Source organism: Lacrimispora sphenoides JCM 1415, assembly GCF_900105615.1.
GTDB lineage: Bacteria > Bacillota > Clostridia > Lachnospirales > Lachnospiraceae > Lacrimispora > Lacrimispora sphenoides.
In genome coordinates this window covers 421,856-440,724 of record NZ_LT630003.1, presented here as the reverse complement: position 1 = coordinate 440,724, position 18,869 = coordinate 421,856, and the positions used below count along the sequence as shown (strand labels likewise).

Annotated in this window: 17 protein-coding genes and 1 pseudogene; 2 read left to right on the top strand and 16 right to left on the bottom strand. The window is 33.2% G+C overall.

What is annotated here, in order from left to right:
- Positions 1-719 precede the first annotated feature (719 nt).
- Positions 720-1,400: a hypothetical protein gene (locus BMX69_RS01865; protein WP_100041396.1), complete on the bottom strand. Its 681-nt coding sequence runs from the start codon at positions 1,398-1,400 to the stop codon at positions 720-722.
- A 504-nt stretch (positions 1,401-1,904) separates the two neighbouring features.
- Here BMX69_RS01865 and BMX69_RS01860 point away from each other — a divergent pair.
- Together BMX69_RS01860 and BMX69_RS01855 are read left to right on the top strand one after the other, a co-directional pair.
- Positions 1,905-2,264, top strand: a complete 360-nt coding sequence (locus tag BMX69_RS01860; protein WP_100041395.1) for a BlaI/MecI/CopY family transcriptional regulator — start codon at positions 1,905-1,907, stop codon at positions 2,262-2,264.
- Positions 2,265-2,274: 10 nt separating this feature from the next.
- Entirely contained in the window at positions 2,275-3,585 is a 1,311-nt protein-coding gene (locus BMX69_RS01855) for a M56 family metallopeptidase (protein ID WP_100041394.1), read from the top strand.
- A 92-nt stretch (positions 3,586-3,677) separates the two neighbouring features.
- On the opposite strand, the gene BMX69_RS24315 is transcribed toward BMX69_RS01855, so the two are convergent.
- From BMX69_RS24315 to qatC, 15 genes and pseudogenes are all read right to left on the bottom strand, one after another.
- On the bottom strand, positions 3,678-3,842 hold the full coding sequence (locus tag BMX69_RS24315; protein WP_166433152.1) for a hypothetical protein: 165 nt from the start codon (positions 3,840-3,842) through the stop codon (positions 3,678-3,680).
- 397 nt (positions 3,843-4,239) lie between these two features.
- Complete coding sequence (locus BMX69_RS01850; RefSeq protein ID WP_330387723.1) at positions 4,240-4,470, bottom strand: tyrosine-type recombinase/integrase; 231 nt, start codon at positions 4,468-4,470, stop codon at positions 4,240-4,242.
- 322 nt (positions 4,471-4,792) lie between these two features.
- Positions 4,793-5,254: a PD-(D/E)XK nuclease domain-containing protein gene (locus BMX69_RS01845; protein WP_100041393.1), complete on the bottom strand. Its 462-nt coding sequence runs from the start codon at positions 5,252-5,254 to the stop codon at positions 4,793-4,795.
- A gap of 138 nt (positions 5,255-5,392) precedes the next feature.
- Positions 5,393-6,139 (bottom strand): hypothetical protein, encoded by a 747-nt coding sequence (locus tag BMX69_RS01840; protein WP_166433162.1) that lies wholly within the window; start codon positions 6,137-6,139, stop codon positions 5,393-5,395.
- Positions 6,140-6,220: 81 nt separating this feature from the next.
- Complete coding sequence (locus BMX69_RS01835) at positions 6,221-7,531, bottom strand: 5-methylcytosine restriction system specificity protein McrC (RefSeq protein WP_054789664.1); 1,311 nt, start codon at positions 7,529-7,531, stop codon at positions 6,221-6,223.
- Positions 7,512-9,590, bottom strand: a complete 2,079-nt coding sequence (locus tag BMX69_RS01830; RefSeq protein ID WP_100041391.1) for an McrB family protein — start codon at positions 9,588-9,590, stop codon at positions 7,512-7,514. Before BMX69_RS01830 ends, BMX69_RS01835 begins: the two co-directional genes overlap by 20 nt.
- Before the next feature lie 256 nt (positions 9,591-9,846).
- Positions 9,847-10,161 carry a hypothetical protein gene (locus BMX69_RS01825; protein ID WP_054789663.1) on the bottom strand — a complete coding sequence of 105 codons (315 nt, stop codon included), beginning with the start codon at positions 10,159-10,161 and terminating at the stop codon, positions 9,847-9,849.
- Positions 10,162-10,292: 131 nt separating this feature from the next.
- Positions 10,293-10,925 (bottom strand): hypothetical protein, encoded by a 633-nt coding sequence (locus BMX69_RS01820; protein ID WP_054789662.1) that lies wholly within the window; start codon positions 10,923-10,925, stop codon positions 10,293-10,295.
- Entirely contained in the window at positions 10,926-11,444 is a 519-nt protein-coding gene (locus tag BMX69_RS01815) for a hypothetical protein (protein ID WP_054789661.1), read from the bottom strand.
- A 573-nt stretch (positions 11,445-12,017) separates the two neighbouring features.
- Positions 12,018-12,559 (bottom strand): annotated as a pseudogene (locus tag BMX69_RS01810) (IS256 family transposase); the annotation flags it as partial.
- 232 nt (positions 12,560-12,791) lie between these two features.
- Positions 12,792-13,952, bottom strand: coding sequence for a hypothetical protein (locus BMX69_RS01805; protein ID WP_100041390.1), 1,161 nt, complete (start codon positions 13,950-13,952; stop codon positions 12,792-12,794).
- A gap of 3 nt (positions 13,953-13,955) precedes the next feature.
- Positions 13,956-15,821: a DNA cytosine methyltransferase gene (locus BMX69_RS01800; RefSeq protein ID WP_100041389.1), complete on the bottom strand. Its 1,866-nt coding sequence runs from the start codon at positions 15,819-15,821 to the stop codon at positions 13,956-13,958.
- 15 nt (positions 15,822-15,836) lie between these two features.
- Positions 15,837-16,046, bottom strand: a complete 210-nt coding sequence (locus tag BMX69_RS01795) for a helix-turn-helix domain-containing protein (RefSeq protein ID WP_054789654.1) — start codon at positions 16,044-16,046, stop codon at positions 15,837-15,839.
- A gap of 740 nt (positions 16,047-16,786) precedes the next feature.
- Positions 16,787-17,515 carry a Qat anti-phage system TatD family nuclease QatD gene (qatD, locus tag BMX69_RS01790; protein ID WP_100041388.1) on the bottom strand — a complete coding sequence of 243 codons (729 nt, stop codon included), beginning with the start codon at positions 17,513-17,515 and terminating at the stop codon, positions 16,787-16,789.
- Positions 17,509-18,867, bottom strand: a complete 1,359-nt coding sequence (gene qatC / locus BMX69_RS01785; RefSeq protein ID WP_100041387.1) for a Qat anti-phage system QueC-like protein QatC — start codon at positions 18,865-18,867, stop codon at positions 17,509-17,511. The genes qatD and qatC overlap by 7 nt, the downstream gene beginning before the upstream one ends.
- Positions 18,868-18,869 lie beyond the last annotated feature (2 nt).

Below are 18,869 nucleotides of genomic sequence, written 5' to 3'. Positions count from 1 at the left end.
TCTATCAATCATATTTCTACAATTGATAAAGGACTTATGCTAATATCCAAATATTTGATTTATACCATACCAAGGCTCTTGTTCAATTGGTATCAAATTATTTCTCCAATGACTTATCGTCGTGAACAGTAATAGGATTCGTCCCTTACCATCCGGATCTAGGATCTGTAACTCTCTGCAATACTCCCATCATAATAAACTCTTATTTTATCTCCTATATTAAAATTTCATTCGCTTTTTATGCTGAAATACATCATTTATTGTAAGTGGTTTTATTATATAATATAAAATAAAACTAAATACAATAAATATACCTACAAGTGAACCTATATATTGTCCTACGTTTTTTGAGTTGGTACCCTTTATTGAATAATGCGTCATAAGTCAACTCTTCTTGATATACTCAGAAACATACAAACAAAGGGGTCAAAAAAATAATCTCTCCCCATGGAAGTTAAAGGTTATCTTATATCAGTATTTGAGTTTACGCAGACATCGAAACAGACTTATCACATTTACATGCAAACCCCTAAATTTATATATTTCTTTAAATATTTAAGCTAATACCGACAATACCTTTGAAATTTGAGTATATTTTCACTTTCTTTTATTTTTATATAGTATACAAAGTATAAGTATAATAATTATAACAATAACCAACGGGATAATAACATTGGCACCAGTTACAACCATATCAAACAATAATTGTTTATCCAATTCTACAGCGCCTCATTTCCAGTATCGTAAACGGTATCATAACGATAATGCATATATGTGCGATAGCCCTTGCGTTGAATTTCAATATCTGTTACGCCGGGAATTTTAATCTCACTTACATTTGTATATTCACACTCAACATATGCTGCCTTCTGATCAATGATATCCGTATAATAAGTTTGATCTTCAATCTTAACTCCTAAACCTCCAGTCATTGTTAATTTCGGAGAAGAAACTTTGCTAATAATACCAGTGTTTTTATTTACTTTTACTTTGGCAGATAAAACATATTTCGTAATAAGCGATCTAGTATATTTTATAGTTTTTGTTACATCACCAGCAGCACGTGCTTTATTATTTTCAGTTATAGTTTCAACGCTTTCGTAAAATTTTTTCTGATCCAATTCTTGTTGTTCTAGGAATCTAACAATCTCATCAACATTTCTTAAAACAATCTGACCATTACTACTTCTAATGTTTCTTGCTGTTTTTCCAGTAATACTAACATCATAATTACTAATGTCTAATATAGGAGATGATTCAATAGCTCGCTCGAGTTCTGCCATAAAAACGTCGGCATTTTGTGTTAAACCGTTTGTAGATGGTATACCCGCTAAAGCTGTAATATATGCGTTTACTGCCATCATTCCTGCCAATACAATTGTTGCTATTTTACTTTTCATGTATCCTCCTTTAAATATACTCATCTTTTCAATCTTGAAAAACGCTGATTCCGGGTAAGGAATTTCAATATCTAAGCTATGATATGATCTTCCCAAGCCCCAAAGGTTTGTTTATGGAACTGATAACTGATACTTAGAATCATAAAATACTATATTCAGCAATGAATTTCCAGTCTGTCGATACAAATTAAGCCAGGAAAATAAGTCCATTGGAATCACCTCACTTTCTTTTTTAATTTAATAATATATAATTTCTTTATCTCTTTGAACTGAAATTTACTATCCAAAAAGACAAATATCCCAATCAATAAAACCAGCTATCACAACTGCTCACCTCACAAACAAATCCCTCATTCTACTTTTTCTACTATGTGTAGTAATTTAATGCTAGCATCTATTTTAACACATGTCAATACTTTTTTCACGAAAGTTAACTTACACTAATTGACATTCCTACATTCAAGTAGTAATATTTAATTAAATAAAGAAAAAGGATGTACAAAAATGAAATATACTTTATCACAAACGGAACAAGATATTATGAAATTACTCTGGCAAAAGAAGCAATGGTTTTCCGCCGCAGATTTTTGGGTTTATTTTAATAATAATGGAAAAGAATGTAAAAGGCAGACCATACATACGTATTTAGTACGTATGGAGGAGAAAGGATTTCTGGTGAAAAATAAGAAAAAATATATGTATGCCTTTACCGAAGAAGAATTTGCGCAAAAGAAGGCAAAAGAAGTGCTAGATACTATGTTTAATGGCTCATTAAAACAACTAATAGTAGCTTTAGCTGGAAATAAAAATATAAGCTCCGAAGAGGCCAATGAATTAAAGGACTATTTAAACGATCTGGATTAGGTAAACGTTAATGAATATAATTTTTACAATGATAATATCAAGCAACACATTATTTATTATTTTTATGATTTTGGATTATTATAATAAAAATCTCTTTAGTCAATACCAACGATATACGATCTTGAAGATAGCCTTATTCATGATGCTTATTCCGCTTGGGTATATAAAGGTGGTTATCGCTTTGTTATTTCAGTATTTTCTCGATTGTCAAGAAATTGAATTATTGATTAAAGGAAATGCCCCAATAATTATGATAACACCAGAAGGATCTCGTTTTAATAGCTCTTATGGAATTAATATGATTGTTACTTATCTATGGATAGGAATCACCTTTATATCCCTTTCATATCATATATGGAAACATCGAAGATTTAGAAAGTTTATTCTTCACATTAACCATGAAACATTTTCACCCGAATTATTGAATATTGTAGAAAAGTACAGAAACCAATTACATATCAAAAGAAACATAAGAGTTTATCTTTCAGATATTAATATTTCACCATTCACCATTGGTATATATAAGCCTATCATTGTAATGCCTACACTCAAAGATACTTTTAAACATGAACTAATTATAAAACATGAACTATATCATATTAGAAGATATGATATTTTAGTCAAGCTTTTTCGTACAATAGCAATTGGAATCTATTGGTTTAATCCACTAGTATATAAACTGGATTCTTATTTAGATGAGTCATGTGAATTCGCATGTGATGAGGCCATAACTCAATCTCTAAGTAGAGAAAACAAAAGAAAATATGGGCATTTAATTATTGATATGGCTGCGCTAAACCCAATTGGGCCAATGAACTATATTAACTCCTTTAGCAATAATAAAAAAAAGATAAAAGAAAGGATAAACTTAATTATGAAAGAACAAAGAAAGAAAAACAGGTTGGCAATCTTACTTTCCATTGTGGCAGTAGCATGTAGCAGCTTTACAGTATTTGCCTATGACAAACCACATACGATGACATGGGCAGAGCAGCCATCTGATGATGTCTATCTTACAGACTCAAACCAGATGGTTATGTTTTCAAGTAATCTGCAACCTGAAAATTCAAAAAACCTACAAATTACATATAACTCACAATTTGTAGATATATATGGAAATACTTATCGTATTGATGATCGTCCACTTACAAGAAAAAAATGCACACATACTTTTGTAGATGGTAAATATTCAAAACATACAAAAAATAAAAATGGAAGCTGTTTGACAAAAACCTATTCAGCACAAAGATGCAGTAAATGTGGGTCTATGAAATTAGGTTCTCTTGAAAGCGAAGCTAAATATACCAAATGCCCTCATTAAACATTGAATCTCATGCTCATAAAAACTTAATTAGTACAAAGGGTAGTAGCGAGGTGATTCTATGCTACTACCCTATCCATAACATTATATATCTAATATGGTTTTACTTCCACCTTCAGCAATGGATCGTAAATATGCTTTGGAACCCTATTCTTGTATTTGGCAGCCATCAATAATACATCTGCCTGTTTAATCTTCTTATATTCCTCAAATGATTCTTCTGGCGTATCCCTAACCTGTTGTAAATCCCATTCCAAAAAGTATACGCTGTATTACCTGTTACTGTTATATAGAGGTTTTAATTTCAGGCACTAAAATAAGCCCACATGCTCATATTTTACATACAAACATATGGACTTATAAATTTTATTATTCCAAGGCTCTTATGAAATTGGTGTCAAACATTTAAATTTTAATGTTTTGATTTTTCCACATTCATAATATCCAGTAAATACAAGCATTTTACATGTTTTTAAATATCTTTGCTCTTCATCGTAGGGAAGATTAAAACATGAAAAACATATGTCTGCATATATCTTCATATCTTAATTTTCAAAACCAACGCACTTATACGTCAATTTATAACTCTTCATACATCTTCGTACAAGCATGTTCACATTGGTACAAAATTGGTAAAGAATTGGTACATGGTTCCTATTCGTCATCATTCTTTAACCCAGCCACTTCATTCCGCATCAGTTTATCTTCCAAACTACTAAATTCTTTCTTTTTCAATGCAGTTGTTACATCAGCGTATATATTTAAAGTAGTCTGGACATCTTTATGTCCCAAAGCATCCTGAATAAACTTCAGATTAACATTGTTCTCTATAAGGCGTGTCGTAAATGTATGGCGAAGTGAATGACAGCTGAATCTTGGCAGCAAAACAGGATTTATTCTTAGCCAACTACTATCAGCCAAAGTTTATTGTCGATCAAATTTTATAATCCTCAAGCTTTATTCTCTCTCGAAGATCAGATCGCATTAAAGTTGCAACGCTTTTATGTGAAGACATTTACAAAAAAATCGTAAGCACATAGTTGGTTCTCTCCAGGCTTTGTTGAAATGACAACCTATAAGCTGTTTTTGACTTAACAGTAACAAACATTTTATCAAATCAACCACTCTTGAGAAAATCTTACAACTATTTTTAAAATTACATGAAATAAGCTCCTAACCTTAAATAACTTTCTTCAATATATATTTATTAAATCTGCAAAGTCTTATGCACCATACTACATCGTTTTTTATCATGCGCTAGTCCAATGCAAATAACTTCCCCCTTTAATCCTGTATAATATTGGTTCTCAATAATCTGCTCTAACGCCTCCTCTTTCAGACGTTCCAGATCTTCCCCTTGCTTAAATTCAATAATTACATGGCTGCGAGCATTCATTAATGCTTCCAGGGTGATATCGCTTCTTCCATATCCAGCCTCTATATTACTTGTTACTTTATAAGCTCCTCTAAGTGCAATGCACATCCCTAAAAACAGCATATGATATGCATTTTCCTTTGCATTCATATAACTGGTACAGGATATTACAATATCCTGATACAATTCAAAAAACCGTTTCATATCTTTATTAATCAGACAAGAAAGCATTTGTTGCAAGTCCAGTCCGTCAACACCTGATATTTCTGCGATCAATACTTGAAATTCTGACATCACTTCATCATTAGGTATTTTCACCACCGTATTCTGAACGATCTAATTTAGTAATATACTCAGTTAATGCTTCATACATTCTTTTCACCTCACACCATCTTAGGTCACTTGTGGTCATCGTGACCACAAGCTATTACATTAAGTCATCTCCATACCGCTAAATGCTCTTTTAAGCATCATTTGACCATGATATCCCCCTGACATATCATGACATCCTACAACCAAAGAGTAGTTTTTTTCCATGATGTCAAAAATATTATTCATTTCAAATGCATCATGTTTTTCGAAGTTAAGTAAATTGAATATGAACTTTTCATCAGATAACTCGAATACTAGCATCTTACCATCCATATTCCAGTCAATCTTACCTGTTTGAATATCTTTAAATCCCATTGGATCTGTAGAATAATCACGCTTTACAAAGTAAAGCCGCCATTCTCCGTTGTATTTCTTAGCATCTGGATCTCTCAGAAAATCTAAAAAATCAAACTTTATTCCTTGTGTCTCAGGTATCGATAAAAACTTAGCGTATAATGCCTTTACAATTTGAAGCTTCGTCTGCTCTTGAAAACCCTTTATCTTCTTTGGATTACCATCTTCATCAAAGAATTTTTTATATGCCTCGTCATATTTGCCAAAAAACATATTACATTTCCGACATAATGTACGTGCAGTTCTTCCTTTTGGATACAAATCTTCCGCTAGACTATTATCAAAGTATTCTTCCGCTGTACTTTGCAAATTCTCTCCATTCCTAATCGCATTTCCAATCTTTCTATTTAATTCTTTGTTTTCACCCATGAAATCATCTGCGAGCTTAATAAAATCTAACTGAATAATATCATCATTTCCAACACTATGAGCAGGATAATGCTCTTCACTCATATCCAGATCATCGAAAAACTGCTCGCACAGTCTACATTGTACTTTCTGTTCACTCAAGCTTATTTCCCCCTTTAACTAGTACTACAATGATGAACTAAAAGTCCTTTCACTAATCTTTATTTGTTCTACAAAGTCATTATAATTTGCGCAGTCACTCGGTATTTTTAAGCCATGCTTAGTAATACTAATGTCTTCTCTGGCTAATACATTCTTTTCGTATGTAGAACCCGAATTGAGCATCAAAAGAAAATCACCAGACTCCTTTGCATCTGGATATAGGTAATATGCCTTCTTTGCATCGAATCTGAACATATATGCTAGCACCTGAAGATAATCCTTGTTTCCTATATTATCTATTGGCTTATACTTAGCATCTGCAATGATTCTGTTTTCTGAATCTCTTCCGATAAAATCCGGATAGATCAAACCAATTCCACCAGCAAATAAGCGTTGAGCACCTGCTCCAGCTTTATTCATTGGATGATAGAAGATATCTCCAATAAGCGTATTAACATACTCTTCCCAAAGCCAAGCTCCATCAAAGAGAATGCCATATACTTTTCGATTAACGAATCCAAACTGATGCTTCTGATTCTGTAAGATTAAAATACATAATCTTTGAAGATCTCTATACTCATGATAATATGCATGCCTAAGCGTTTTCTTTTTATTTGCTTCAATAATTGATCTTATATCGGCAACATGATATTCCGGTGTCGAGTCTACTATCAGTTTAACCTCATCTTTTGCTGTATTAAGCAGCTTATAACCATAAGGTTTGCTCTTTATAAACTCGATTGTATGACGAATGAGCTCCATCAAATAATTATCAAATGAATATTCTCTCTGACTATAAGCTATATTCCCCACAAACGGAATATTCTTTTTAATATGCCTTGCCACATCGATTGTTCCTCTTACATTCCCATCATTATATTCATTACGGATATAAGTCTTATATGCTCCTTTGCGCGCAGCACTCTTGAGGTAATGTGGGAAGAGGAATAACAGCAAGTTAAACATTCTGTCGTCCTGATTAGCATTAGTATTTAAGTTAATAAAGTTGGGAAAATCCAGCACTTTTTCTAATAGATACTGAAAGAAATAATCATTCTCACCCAAGCTAAATCTGGACTCGATTGCGAGACGTTCATCACCTGAGCCAAGGAATCCCATGACATTTCCAGAGCAATACATATCATTATAGCTTTGAAGAATCATCTGATCCTTTGTTATATCCTCTGCTTCTTTAATTATATCAGGAAATACAAAAATGCCCTCTCGCTCAAGCTGTTCTAATGTTTTATCTGCAACTCGATCTACTACGGATTTAACTTCAAAGAACTCTTCTTTTAATTTATATTGATTATCCTTAATTTTCAGTTGCTTCATCTGCATCACCTTCACCTAAAGCTTGATATCCATATGCTCTGGCAAATCTCTTCATGATGCCCTCTTCGTCGTATAATCCACGAACATAATCTTGTAATAACGGATGCAGGTAGTCAGTCCAAAGATCATCAAAGCTTAATGTCTTTAATTTAAGGAAATATGAAGCACCAATCTGATAGTTCTCATTCAAGTCATCTACCTTAAGAATCTCTGCATTCAGCTTATCCATTCTATTAACAGCATCATTCTTAAGTTCTTCATTCTCTAATGATTCCAGCATGTCCTGCGTATCATCTGCTTTGATTTCAATAAATCTAAATCTTCTACGCATTGCGAAGTCAAAGCTATCCACAGATCTATCAATATCGTTCATTGTTCCAATAATATATACATTCTCTGGGATATAGAACTTCTCATCAGGATTTGCATGCATATTTGAATACTGTGTAGCAACCTCACCTGATTTACCACGATAACCAGGATCGATTGAGAAGAATAATTCTCCAAAAATCTTTGAAATCTCACCACGGTTAATCTCATCGATAATGAAGATATATTTTTTCAACTCTTCCGGTGCAACAGAAGCTTTTATCCCATCTGATCCAGCCTCTTTAATTGCCTTAAAAAGTGCAAAGTCATATGAATAAGACTGAGTTGCAAACTGCTTTCCAAAAAAGTTTGTGATATCACTGACCTTATTAAACTCCATGCCTGATTCTAGCATCTTACGAACTTCAGCAATATTCAAACTAAGCTTGTCAGCTGTTTCATTACCTGGAATTGAAATGTAAATATGTTTATCATCTACATTTGTAATAGAGAACTTACTTCCCTTAATTGTCTGATACTCATTGTCTCCATATTCAATATTGGCAAAGAAATTAGCCATAATGGTTTTTGCAGAAACCTCTTGTTCTCTGATTTCTTTTGACTTCTGAGAATCCTCAAAGTTGCTTCTTGCTTTATCAACAAAGCTCTTAAAGATACCATCTTGTAATTCAAATCCCATGCTTCCATCTTCATTCATCTTTGGACGAAGACCTTCCACAAAATCCGAATAGTCATAGCTTGGATGAAATTGAACAAATTCAACCTGTCTTCTCTGTTCGTCAGTTAAATCAGCATACTGATTGGTGTACCCATTACTAATAATATCTGCAGCAATTTGCTTGGCAAGATAAGACTTTCCTGTACCAGGAGCTCCTCTGAAGATGATATTCTTCGATTCTAATAACAGTTTAGAATAAGGATTCTTACACTCTTGTGAAGATTTTTTCTCTTCTGCTTCTACAGCCTTTGCTACAGTATTTTCAGTCTTGGTCTTATCTCTATAAACCAAAATGAACTTATCTCCTGTATTTCCGAATCGTTTTAAGCACTCCTGAACAAAGATAAGTGTTGAAAATACATTCCAAGAGTAGATAATAAACTTAGGACCATTTTCTCTCCAGTATGTTAAAAACTCCATAGAATTTTTGTACTGTTTATACGCTTCTTCACTTGGGAATATTCCACGAACATAATCCTGGTTAGGATTATACTTACATACAGGGAACTCCTTTTTATCTAAATCAGACAAAGACACAATCTGCTTTTCATAAATCTGGAAAGCCAATCTTGGTAAAGACTGATTTGATATTCTATTTTCACTTTTATTTCTTTTTCTTCGAATAGTCTCTTTATTTGCGGATATAAAATAAGCATCTATTGGCTCATAGTTATCTCCCAAGCCAAGATCATCAATAATAAATCTATTATCTGTTGAAACAATAGACTCAGCTGTGATCGTAAGCTCAAACTTCTCCTGTTTAATTTCAATTTTATATCCACGTGCCTCAAAGTATCCCTTTGCTTCAACTGCATTATATCCGTCAGTTGCTATTTCTACTCCGTTTTCAATATGATCTGCCACTGCAATTACATATTTAGGAGGATACTTTTTTCCGTCTTCTGTTACGAGCACATACTGTGTACTTTTATTTTTGTCAGGTACACCATTCTCATCAATGAACTTAAGTGCCTCAATTATACTTTTCTCATCAAATTTTGGAATAGCCATTGTTCTTCCTCCTTTACATTTATTACCAGCTTCTATTCTATTTGTTTTTATGTCCCATTATCCATTATCTATCCTCCGATTAGACAACAATATACCTATTTTTGATTATATTCGTCTTAGCGAATACTTTCAATAAAAATAAAATGCGTCCTAGATATTTAATATATTTGATATCGATATTTAATCTAAGACACTAGTTTTATAACCTACTCTAATTTAACTCCTGCAGGAACTGCATCGTTAAGCATAACAAGGTTTAATCTTTCCTCGCCATTGCAATGCTAAGCTCTAATAAACCAACAAATCCAGCGGTAATCACCTTCAAAAAGATTCTTACCACAGTAGCTCCAACCTTATCACACAAAGCCCAAAGCAGACCTGCATACATTATCGTGCTTGCAATGTTTACTGCAAAAGGAACATAAGGAATCAATGTTAATGCCATATACGCAATAACAAAAACAATTCCCACACCGATTTTAATACCTCCAGAGAACTTATCCATAAACTGACCTGTAATAACAGCAGCATAGATAATAACTGGAATTAAATTGATAAAGGCCACCTTCATATTTGCTTTAAAAACGGCTGTGGTTTACCGGGAAACAAAGCATTAATAATATCCTTCGCTGTTACCTTGCGCTTTTCCTTTTTGCAAAATTCTAAGATCTCTTATTTACGTCAAATATATATTCTACTTATTTACGAATTTATTTTGTAAACCTCAGCTAAAATCTGTTTTTCTGTATTTGTTCTATTTTTTCTATCTGTAGTAGTTGGTGCCGGATTCCAAATCAGAGCCTTATTCTTAACTGCATATGACACTTCTGCAAAATTAATTTTATCATATCCATTATCATTACCATCTTGGTGATTATCTACATTAATTTCAATCCACCAGAATTCATTAAACAATTTGTTCATGTATCGATATTTATAGCAAATCTTATCCGTATAACTCTTTGATTTATATATTACTACATCCTTATGAAGAACAGATCTTTTATCCACATCACAAGAAGGTTCATACATCAACTTCACAATTCCACAGATCTCTTCTAAAATATCATCGCTACTCCCAACTTCAATACAAACCCAATCATCAGCTCCGATATAACCATAAAAAGCCCATAAATGTTTTTGATCTTCATCAACATAATCAAATAATTTATGTTTTCTTATTGTTTTCTGAATGCTTTTTATTTGATTCCTATCAGTAATACTCCCAAATCGACAAATCTCAGCGTAACTCTGTTTACTGTCTTTCAATAGCTTACCTACATTAATTGTAGAACATATTTTTTTAACTTCACTAAGTGTAATTGATTCACTCACTTAAAACGCCTCAATTCTTATGTATTTTATGCTTCCATATTTTTCAGTAAAAGCTACTATTCTATCTTGTGAATCTTCTCTTGAATAGAAATATATGTATCTTTTAACGTCATCATTTAACTGCATCAGCTTCTTAGAATCCTTTTTTATTTTTTGGTTATTGAAGGCTGTTACTGTTGCAAAACACTCTGCAACAACTTTCTTGTCTGTAGATACAATATCAAAGCCAGTTAATGCACCCATATTAAGCTCTAAGGCTTTGTCCTCGTATCTACTCATAAGATCTTCAACAGCCTTTAGTACCACAAGATCTGAATACGCCTGGTTAAGCATTTCAATAAAGTTAATTGGCTCACCACTTAATGGATCAAAAGATGTTTTATCAAATTTAAGATTTGCAAGGGCATCTTTTGCTTCATTTTCAGCAAGAATAGCTACAATTTGATCCTTTGTTTTTTTAATGTTTGATTCAATAATTTCAATTAATTTTCTTGCTTGATGTTTATCTGAAAGAATCATATTTTATTTCCTTTTTTATGTCCATGTTGTCCAATGTTTCATATGATAATCAATGTTTATAAGTTTTCCATTTCTGACAATTGCAGTTTTAATTTAATGTTGATTTTCAAGAATTTTTTCTCTTTTTACCACCAGCAATATATTATAAAAGGGCCAGGGATCTAGGTCTCCATTTGTGTTTAAAACGTCGACAAATTCACCTTTTCTTTAGCTTTTTTCAATCATATCAATTAGCTGATATTGAATGCTGGGTTCTAAAATATCTCTCTAACTTCTTTGTTTCATTACATTTTTTTAGTTCCAAAAACTTGTATATTTATCAAAGATTCCCTTTTCTTTGTATACCATTCCGACCACCCAACCCATCTGCCCGACTCCCAGGAGGGTAGAGATAACATTAATCAAAGACTATATAATAGTTTTTGTATATTCTTCAAACAACAAATTAATTTGTTCAATCGCACGATAAAGTTCATTATCAATTGCACCATTGACATATTTGCTGCAAGCTTCCGGTTTTTCGACTAATACCCATTAGGCAATCCTTTCAGGATAATTATACAAAGAATGTCACCAGCTTTCACGGTCTTCCTTCATGCCTTCGGCCGCGCCAATAATTTCACGACATCCATCCTCGTTGACTCCAATGGCAACAAGGATAGAGACGTTTTGTATTTCGCCGTCCCAGCTACGCTTTAAGTAAACACCATCTATAAAGACATACGGATAAGAACCGGTAAGTTTGCGGCTTCTCCACGTTTCAATATGTTCATAGGCCTTTTTATTTAGATTGCTTATAGTTCCAGGTGAAATCTTGGTTCCCCATAACGCCTCGGTAATGTCTTCAACGCGGCGGACAGAAACACCCGCGGGGTACATTTCAATGAGGGCTTCTTCCACAGAGCATTCTCTGCGGCAATATCGCTCAATAAAGGCAGTTTCAAACGGAACGCCTTTTAACTTTGGCATCTTCAATTTGACCTCACCGGCAGTGGTTGAAAGTTTCTGCTGTTATGTCCGGAACGATACCCTTTGTGATCACCGGAAGGTTCGTATTTTTCAGCATTAACGAGTTCATCTGCTTCATGATCCAGCAAGGCGTTGAGAGTATTTGGTTGTGGTGACTTAATTTTACCAAACGACTATAGACCATGTCTATTAAAAAAAATTTGCGTAATTAATTATACGTCATCGTAATACCCAGTATTTAATGACGCAAGCATTATTAACCTGGGCAATGGTTACCGCCCTTAACTTGTTGAAGGCTCTGCCTCTCAACTCCGTCAAAGGTTGCACCTCTGCACACAAAAAAATAACCAGAATATTACTCTGGTTATTTTACACTCACTATCTTTCAGCACATATTTTATTCCACGCACTCTTATGCTCATAATTAACATCTTCATCAATAGACAATAAATCCGTATATGAATTTATAAACTCATTTGTTGATTCTAGTAAACGTAAATAATATTTTAATGTACCATAAACACCATTTACTATTATTTCGCATCCATTTGTTTTCATAAAATCATCTTTCATTCTCTGTATTTCATCTATATCGCTAGGTAATGTCTCTGCCGTAGATAAAATAAAATACCTTTCAACTGATTCTGCTCTAACTTTTTGCATTGTTTCACTTACATGTGACTTATTAATTGGAATTTCAAATTTTATTTCTACAGCTTCAATCGGTCTCCCATCTTTCCAGATATCAATGTCACCTACAGTACCACTTTTTCTATTTGCAGTCTTCATTCTCTCCAACGGTTTTAACTCAAAATCAGAATATCTTCCAACGTCCTTCATTAGACATTGGTACATTGCATACAATGCAACTTGAGGGAGTCTAGGAGCATTTTTCTGATAAGGACTCTTAAAATGTTCATGCAATAATTGCATCACTTGGTCTATACTTAAGTTTTTTGGCTTCGTTAGTGGTATTTTCCCTTTGTTCCTCTCCTCAATCATTTTCTCTAAAATTAAGATAACAATTTTTTCTAAACGTTCATTACTGTCTGCATTCTGTATTAGATTAGCAGTTATGATTAAATCAGGTCCTGCTTTTTTGGGAACTGTTTTAAGAACTGAATCCGGCAAAAATGGACCAGCAAATGACAATGTCTGACTAAGCCAATGCGACTCTACATTATATGGTAATCCGTGTTCAAGTAAAAAAGGAACTGTTACTTTTGTATCTACCCCCCTTGCTGAAAAGCCGTTTTCATATTCGGACTTATGATTTCTAATATCCTGCTCTGGATGAAGAATTTTATAGATTGCAAGCGTAAGTGCCGCTCCTCTTGATGCATGTTTTATGTTTGCTAACTCAATAATTGTTTTTGCATCCTCATCACCAATATAGGTTATTAAGTCTGTCTGATTATCTTTTTTAAATTCATTCTCAGCTTCATCATAACATTTTGAAAGAATATTATTTAGCAACTCTTTCTCTTGTTGTTCCGAAACGTCTGAAGCAATTTCTTTCTTTTCTGAATTGTCACACATAGTTTATGCCTCCCTCACACTTTTTTTATTAAATAAAACTCTTTCTGATAACATTGGAAATGGATAAGTACAAATAATTTCATCTGTTCGTATTGTAGGATGTGTTTTTGCGGTTCGTACATCAAAACGTAGATTTCTCATTTTCTCAACAAATTTGTCTATATCTTCGATTGATAATCCCATTTTTTCCGATACATCTGCTCTTGATATATATAAACCACAGTTATCCGAGTCGCCGAAAAAATTAATTTCTTTTATTAATGTTTCATTATCTGGTATCTCTTGGAATAATGTAGAAACTTTAACTGTATCTCCACGATTTGCATAATGACCATAAATATCAATTAATGAATAGAACTGACTCATGTCTACTAACTCTTTTTGAATTACATCCCACACATCAAATATATTACATATATCTCCTATTTTAAATGTCAATTGAAGAGTATCAACTTTTAACAAGTATTTACGAAGACCTCTAATACATATTGTTCCCTTTAGTAAATTTTTACCATTACACATTGTCATATCAATATCAATATTCTCGTTTTGGCATTTTGATTGGATTTTATATACAGATTGATATTTTTCCGTCTGCTTTATACTTGGTTTCTTTTTTAGTGTCTCCTTCGAAAATTTTGATATATATCCAATATAATAACTATTATCGAAACCAAAGTACGCACCAATTATTTTATCAGCATTTATTGAACCAAATCTTTTAATTATTTCGTTTTCTGCAACTTGTTTATAATAATTACTTGTTTCTCTTTGACGTTTTCTGAATGTTGATTTAAATCCAACATCTCGAGTCTTATATGTTAGATTATCAGTAGGACGCAGTAATTGTTCCCGAACTGATACTGCAATTACCTCAGCAAGCTTTGGTGGGACTGAATTACCAATCTGTGCTATGACTTGTGTATTTGTTCCTGTTAATTCATAATCATCAGGAAAACTTTGAATCCTTTTTAATTCATGTATTGAAAAATGCCTATTATCCCAATGAAATGGTCCTGTAAATTTGCCTGGCTGTGCTTTTAATGTTCTACTAGGTTTATTCCTATCTGCCTTATACAAAAAATCATGAAATTTGGATCTCCAAGCAAAATATGGTTCTGGATACCCCATTTCCTTTGTAAAAAAGGAATAATTTAATCCTTCTGGTATAAGTGGTAAAAGATGACCGTACATGCCACCTAAATCCTCACTCCCACTTGCTTCGTCTTTTAGATCCTTTATTGCATCGAAAATTGAAACTAATTGTTTACCTGATGAAGAATCTGGTCCATTAGTTGGCTCTGGAAACGAATAATCTCCGTCAAGTCTTCCTACAAGAATCAATCTCTCTCTGTGTTGCGGAACTCCGTAATCGGCTGCATCTAAAATTTCTGCTTCTATTATATACCCTATTTCAGAAAAAGAAGCTACTATCTCATTCCATGCTTCTCCATTATTTGCACCCTTTAATCCATAAACATTTTCAAACACAAATACTTTTGGCTTAAGAATCCTTAATACATTACAATAACTTTCAAATAACATTCCTCTTTCATCTTGCATTCCCGGAACGCCACCTGCTCTTCTCCCAGCTGCTGAAAAAGGTTGACATGGTGGTCCTCCAATAACACATTCAATTCCCATATTAACAAATTCGTTTGCATCAAATTGTCTTATATCCTGACAATATATTTTTGCATTTGGATTAAAATATCTCTTCATATTTCGATTTGCAATCAAAGTATCACAATACTGTTTTTCTATCTCTACGCAACCAACAATATCATATCCCGCCTTATGAAAACCTATATCTAAGCCACCCGCACCTGAGAACAAACTCAATGTACGAATTGTATGCTTGTCTTTCATTCTCTTACCTCACATTCACTTTTCTTCTTCAACAAAATCTAATAAATCATCGACTTTACAACCAAACAGTCTACATGCTCTTTCAATGCAATCAAGTGAAACCGACTCATTTTTTCCCATATGTGCTAAAGCATTAGAACTTATTCCTGCTTCTCTCATGAAATCAGTTTTTTTCATTTTTTTATCTATGAGGAGTTTCCATAATTTGTCATAATTTACACTCATTCTTCTTCTCCTTATCCTTAATCTAACGACATAGAAATTATATCAGAATACCTCCATTTTCTCAATGAAATTCAAAAAAAAATCTAGATTTGAGAATCTCAAATTTAGAACGCAAATTAATCATCATAGTTTTTCTTTTGAAATAGAGTTGCATTCTATGGTTCAAGTGCTTTTGTCGGCTTTTCTTAATTGGAGGCAAAAAGTCATGACAATAAGCTGCAATACCGTATCGGACAAGACCTACACTCGTTGGAACGTGTGCCCACCGGGCACACGCAGATAAGGGCAGATCCAATACAAATCAGCTCTGCCCTTTCATAACTATTAACTTATCTTATATCAGTTTGTTTTGTTTACTCAAAACTTGAAACGGTCTCAAGCTGGAAGCTACATTCATAGCCCTCCAGCTCAGTAATTATCATAGAAGATCTGCATTTACAAACTTTTCATCACACACTCTTAAAATCCAGAATTTCAAACACACATATCAGCTTGTTTTTGAATATCTGGAAGCTTTTTATAATACCAAGCAGATTCACAGTCACTGCAATTATATGTCACTAGACGATTATGAGAAACTTTATCAAAAGAGTCTGAAAGATGGAATCTTGCATGCTGATTAATATGAGGATTCGATTCTCATTTTAACTTGTGCTAAATCTTGACATAGGACCATAAACACTGTTAATTGGCTTGAAGATCCCCAGCACATAACAAGAAATGCAATTAAACACACCTATTTAATCAAAAATATTTTCAGAATTACATTTTATCTGTTGCATCATATTTTCACGACGAATCAGTGAAATATCTTGAATAATACTTTCAAGTTCGTTTTGTAAATTATTTACCGAACTAATCATTCCCGTAAATGGAGCATCTGTCTCTAATAATAATTTATCAGCAGGAATATTGCGAATTGTTTGTTGACCTGACTTTGTTTTCGCCATTTTTTGATTAATGGAAAAATAAGCATCATTCTCAACTGCTCTTTTTCTCTGTATTGCTGTTCCAGTAAACCAATGCAATATACATATACAGTTTTTAAATGTACCTTCTTCTTCAAGAATGTTGATTACTTCATTAGTAGCATTAACACTGTGAATAGATATAACTTTTTCTCCCTGTTTTGCACATGTTTGAGCTATTTTTCGAAAAAAATAAAGTTGTTGTTTTTTCGATCTAATATTGTCTTTATTGAAATCAAGTCCAACTTCACCAACGTATCTTGTCTTTTTTAATTCTTGTAAAAACAAATCAATTTCATACTCTCTTTGTTCCACAAGCTGAGGGTGAAACCCTAGTCCAACCCTAATATTATTAATTCCAGAAACAAATTCTAATTCTCTACTATAAGCCAATGGTGTTGTACCAACAGCAATTATTCCAACATCCACTCCACGAAATTGTTTTATTAAAGACTGCATATTTTCCATCAAATCCAAATGAAAATGTGTGTCAACTAGCAATTATTCTTTCCTCCATTATCCTGAATCCATTGTTCTACTTCCATAAGGCCTCGGTAATACATATCCGATAGCTCTGTAAGATATTTCTCATCATTTTTTAGTGGACCTGACTTATGAATTAATATTTTTTTAGCATTTGGTGTTTGTGTTACTTTCCGAATTGCGTATTGAAAAGAACGCAACTGTTCACCCACTAATTCTCGATTGTTCTCAATATTTTTAATTTCAGAATATAAGTACTCCGATGGATCATAAGCTCCAAACGCATGATACATTGCAGCCCTTCTAATAATGCACGGTAAGCAGTGCCCACAATGCTGAGAATGTCCCCCCCTAATACTAGCATTATTAACTGACGAACAGGAAAACGATTCACCCATTGCAACCTTGAGTATGTCTTTATTTAAACATTCCGCTGCCATCTCACCCTTTGTTTTATTCCAGTATGGATTTGTGATAGAAATACCAAACATATCCTGACTAATTTCATTCCATAACTTAAGATAAAAAGGATGTGTCGTCTTTGTACTATGTGAACCAACACGAGTGGAGTCTAGTGGTACATTTAATGCTATTAATCCGTTCTCTGGCATAAACAATCTTGTACAATTTTTTGTTCCACTCATTGCAAACATTGCTATTGCAATAAATAGAAAAGATCTACTTCGCTGATTTTTATCTTGATCCGCTTCTGGTAATTCAATATCTCTAAGACTAGTCCATAAATATGCATTTTCATGGCACACATCTGGATACTCGTGATCCAAAATTTTTAACAAATTCGTTTGCCAACTTCTTACCCTTGATTCTCCAGCATGACTTACCAGAAGTGTTGGTTGCTTTTGCTCCATATAATTTATAGAAGCTATGAGGCTATCCATACCTCCGGAAAATAATGATGCTGTTTCATATTTTTCTGTACGTATACTCCGTTTCTCTTTTTGAACAAACTCTGATCCTCTTTTACTGAATTCTATTGTCCATATATCTCCTGTTAAAAATCTAAGCATTCGTTCTAAAATTTCTTTATGTTTTTCCCAACGATTATCATAAACTGGTATAGACAAGATAATTTCCCTTGTCCACGAATCCTGTGATTGTTTAATCCTAGATATTTTCATATCTGCAATATATACCATTAATCCAAAGATAATTGCATCATATCCAGTTTCTGAAGGATATATATTCTGCCTCTTAAGTTCATTAATGGTTGTTTGAAGACCATATCGAAAATTCCCAGCAGTTGTCAACATTGGCAGTTGTGCTTGAACTTTACTTTTTTCCGAAATTATTTTATATTTTGGCAGTTTTAGCTCTTTGTTAAACGAAGCTATCAAATGATATCTGTACATAC

Bases quoted from the DNA above. Each gene is read 5' to 3' on its own strand.
- BMX69_RS01865 (WP_100041396.1), bottom strand. From the start codon at position 1,400: ATGAAAAGTAAAATAGCAACAATTGTATTGGCAGGAATGATGGCAGTA.
- BMX69_RS01860 (WP_100041395.1), top strand. From the start codon at position 1,905: ATGAAATATACTTTATCACAAACGGAACAAGATATTATGAAATTACTC.
- BMX69_RS01855 (WP_100041394.1), top strand. From the start codon at position 2,275: ATGAATATAATTTTTACAATGATAATATCAAGCAACACATTATTTATT.
- BMX69_RS01845 (WP_100041393.1), bottom strand. From the start codon at position 5,254: ATGTCAGAATTTCAAGTATTGATCGCAGAAATATCAGGTGTTGACGGA.
- BMX69_RS01840 (WP_166433162.1), bottom strand. From the start codon at position 6,139: ATGAGTGAAGAGCATTATCCTGCTCATAGTGTTGGAAATGATGATATT.
- BMX69_RS01835 (WP_054789664.1), bottom strand. From the start codon at position 7,531: ATGAAGCAACTGAAAATTAAGGATAATCAATATAAATTAAAAGAAGAG.
- BMX69_RS01830 (WP_100041391.1), bottom strand. From the start codon at position 9,590: ATGGCTATTCCAAAATTTGATGAGAAAAGTATAATTGAGGCACTTAAG.
- BMX69_RS01825 (WP_054789663.1), bottom strand. From the start codon at position 10,161: ATGAAGGTGGCCTTTATCAATTTAATTCCAGTTATTATCTATGCTGCT.
- BMX69_RS01815 (WP_054789661.1), bottom strand. From the start codon at position 11,444: ATGATTCTTTCAGATAAACATCAAGCAAGAAAATTAATTGAAATTATT.
- BMX69_RS01805 (WP_100041390.1), bottom strand. From the start codon at position 13,952: ATGTGTGACAATTCAGAAAAGAAAGAAATTGCTTCAGACGTTTCGGAA.
- BMX69_RS01800 (WP_100041389.1), bottom strand. From the start codon at position 15,821: ATGAAAGACAAGCATACAATTCGTACATTGAGTTTGTTCTCAGGTGCG.
- BMX69_RS01795 (WP_054789654.1), bottom strand. From the start codon at position 16,046: ATGAGTGTAAATTATGACAAATTATGGAAACTCCTCATAGATAAAAAA.
- qatC (WP_100041387.1), bottom strand. From the start codon at position 18,867: ATGTACAGATATCATTTGATAGCTTCGTTTAACAAAGAGCTAAAACTG.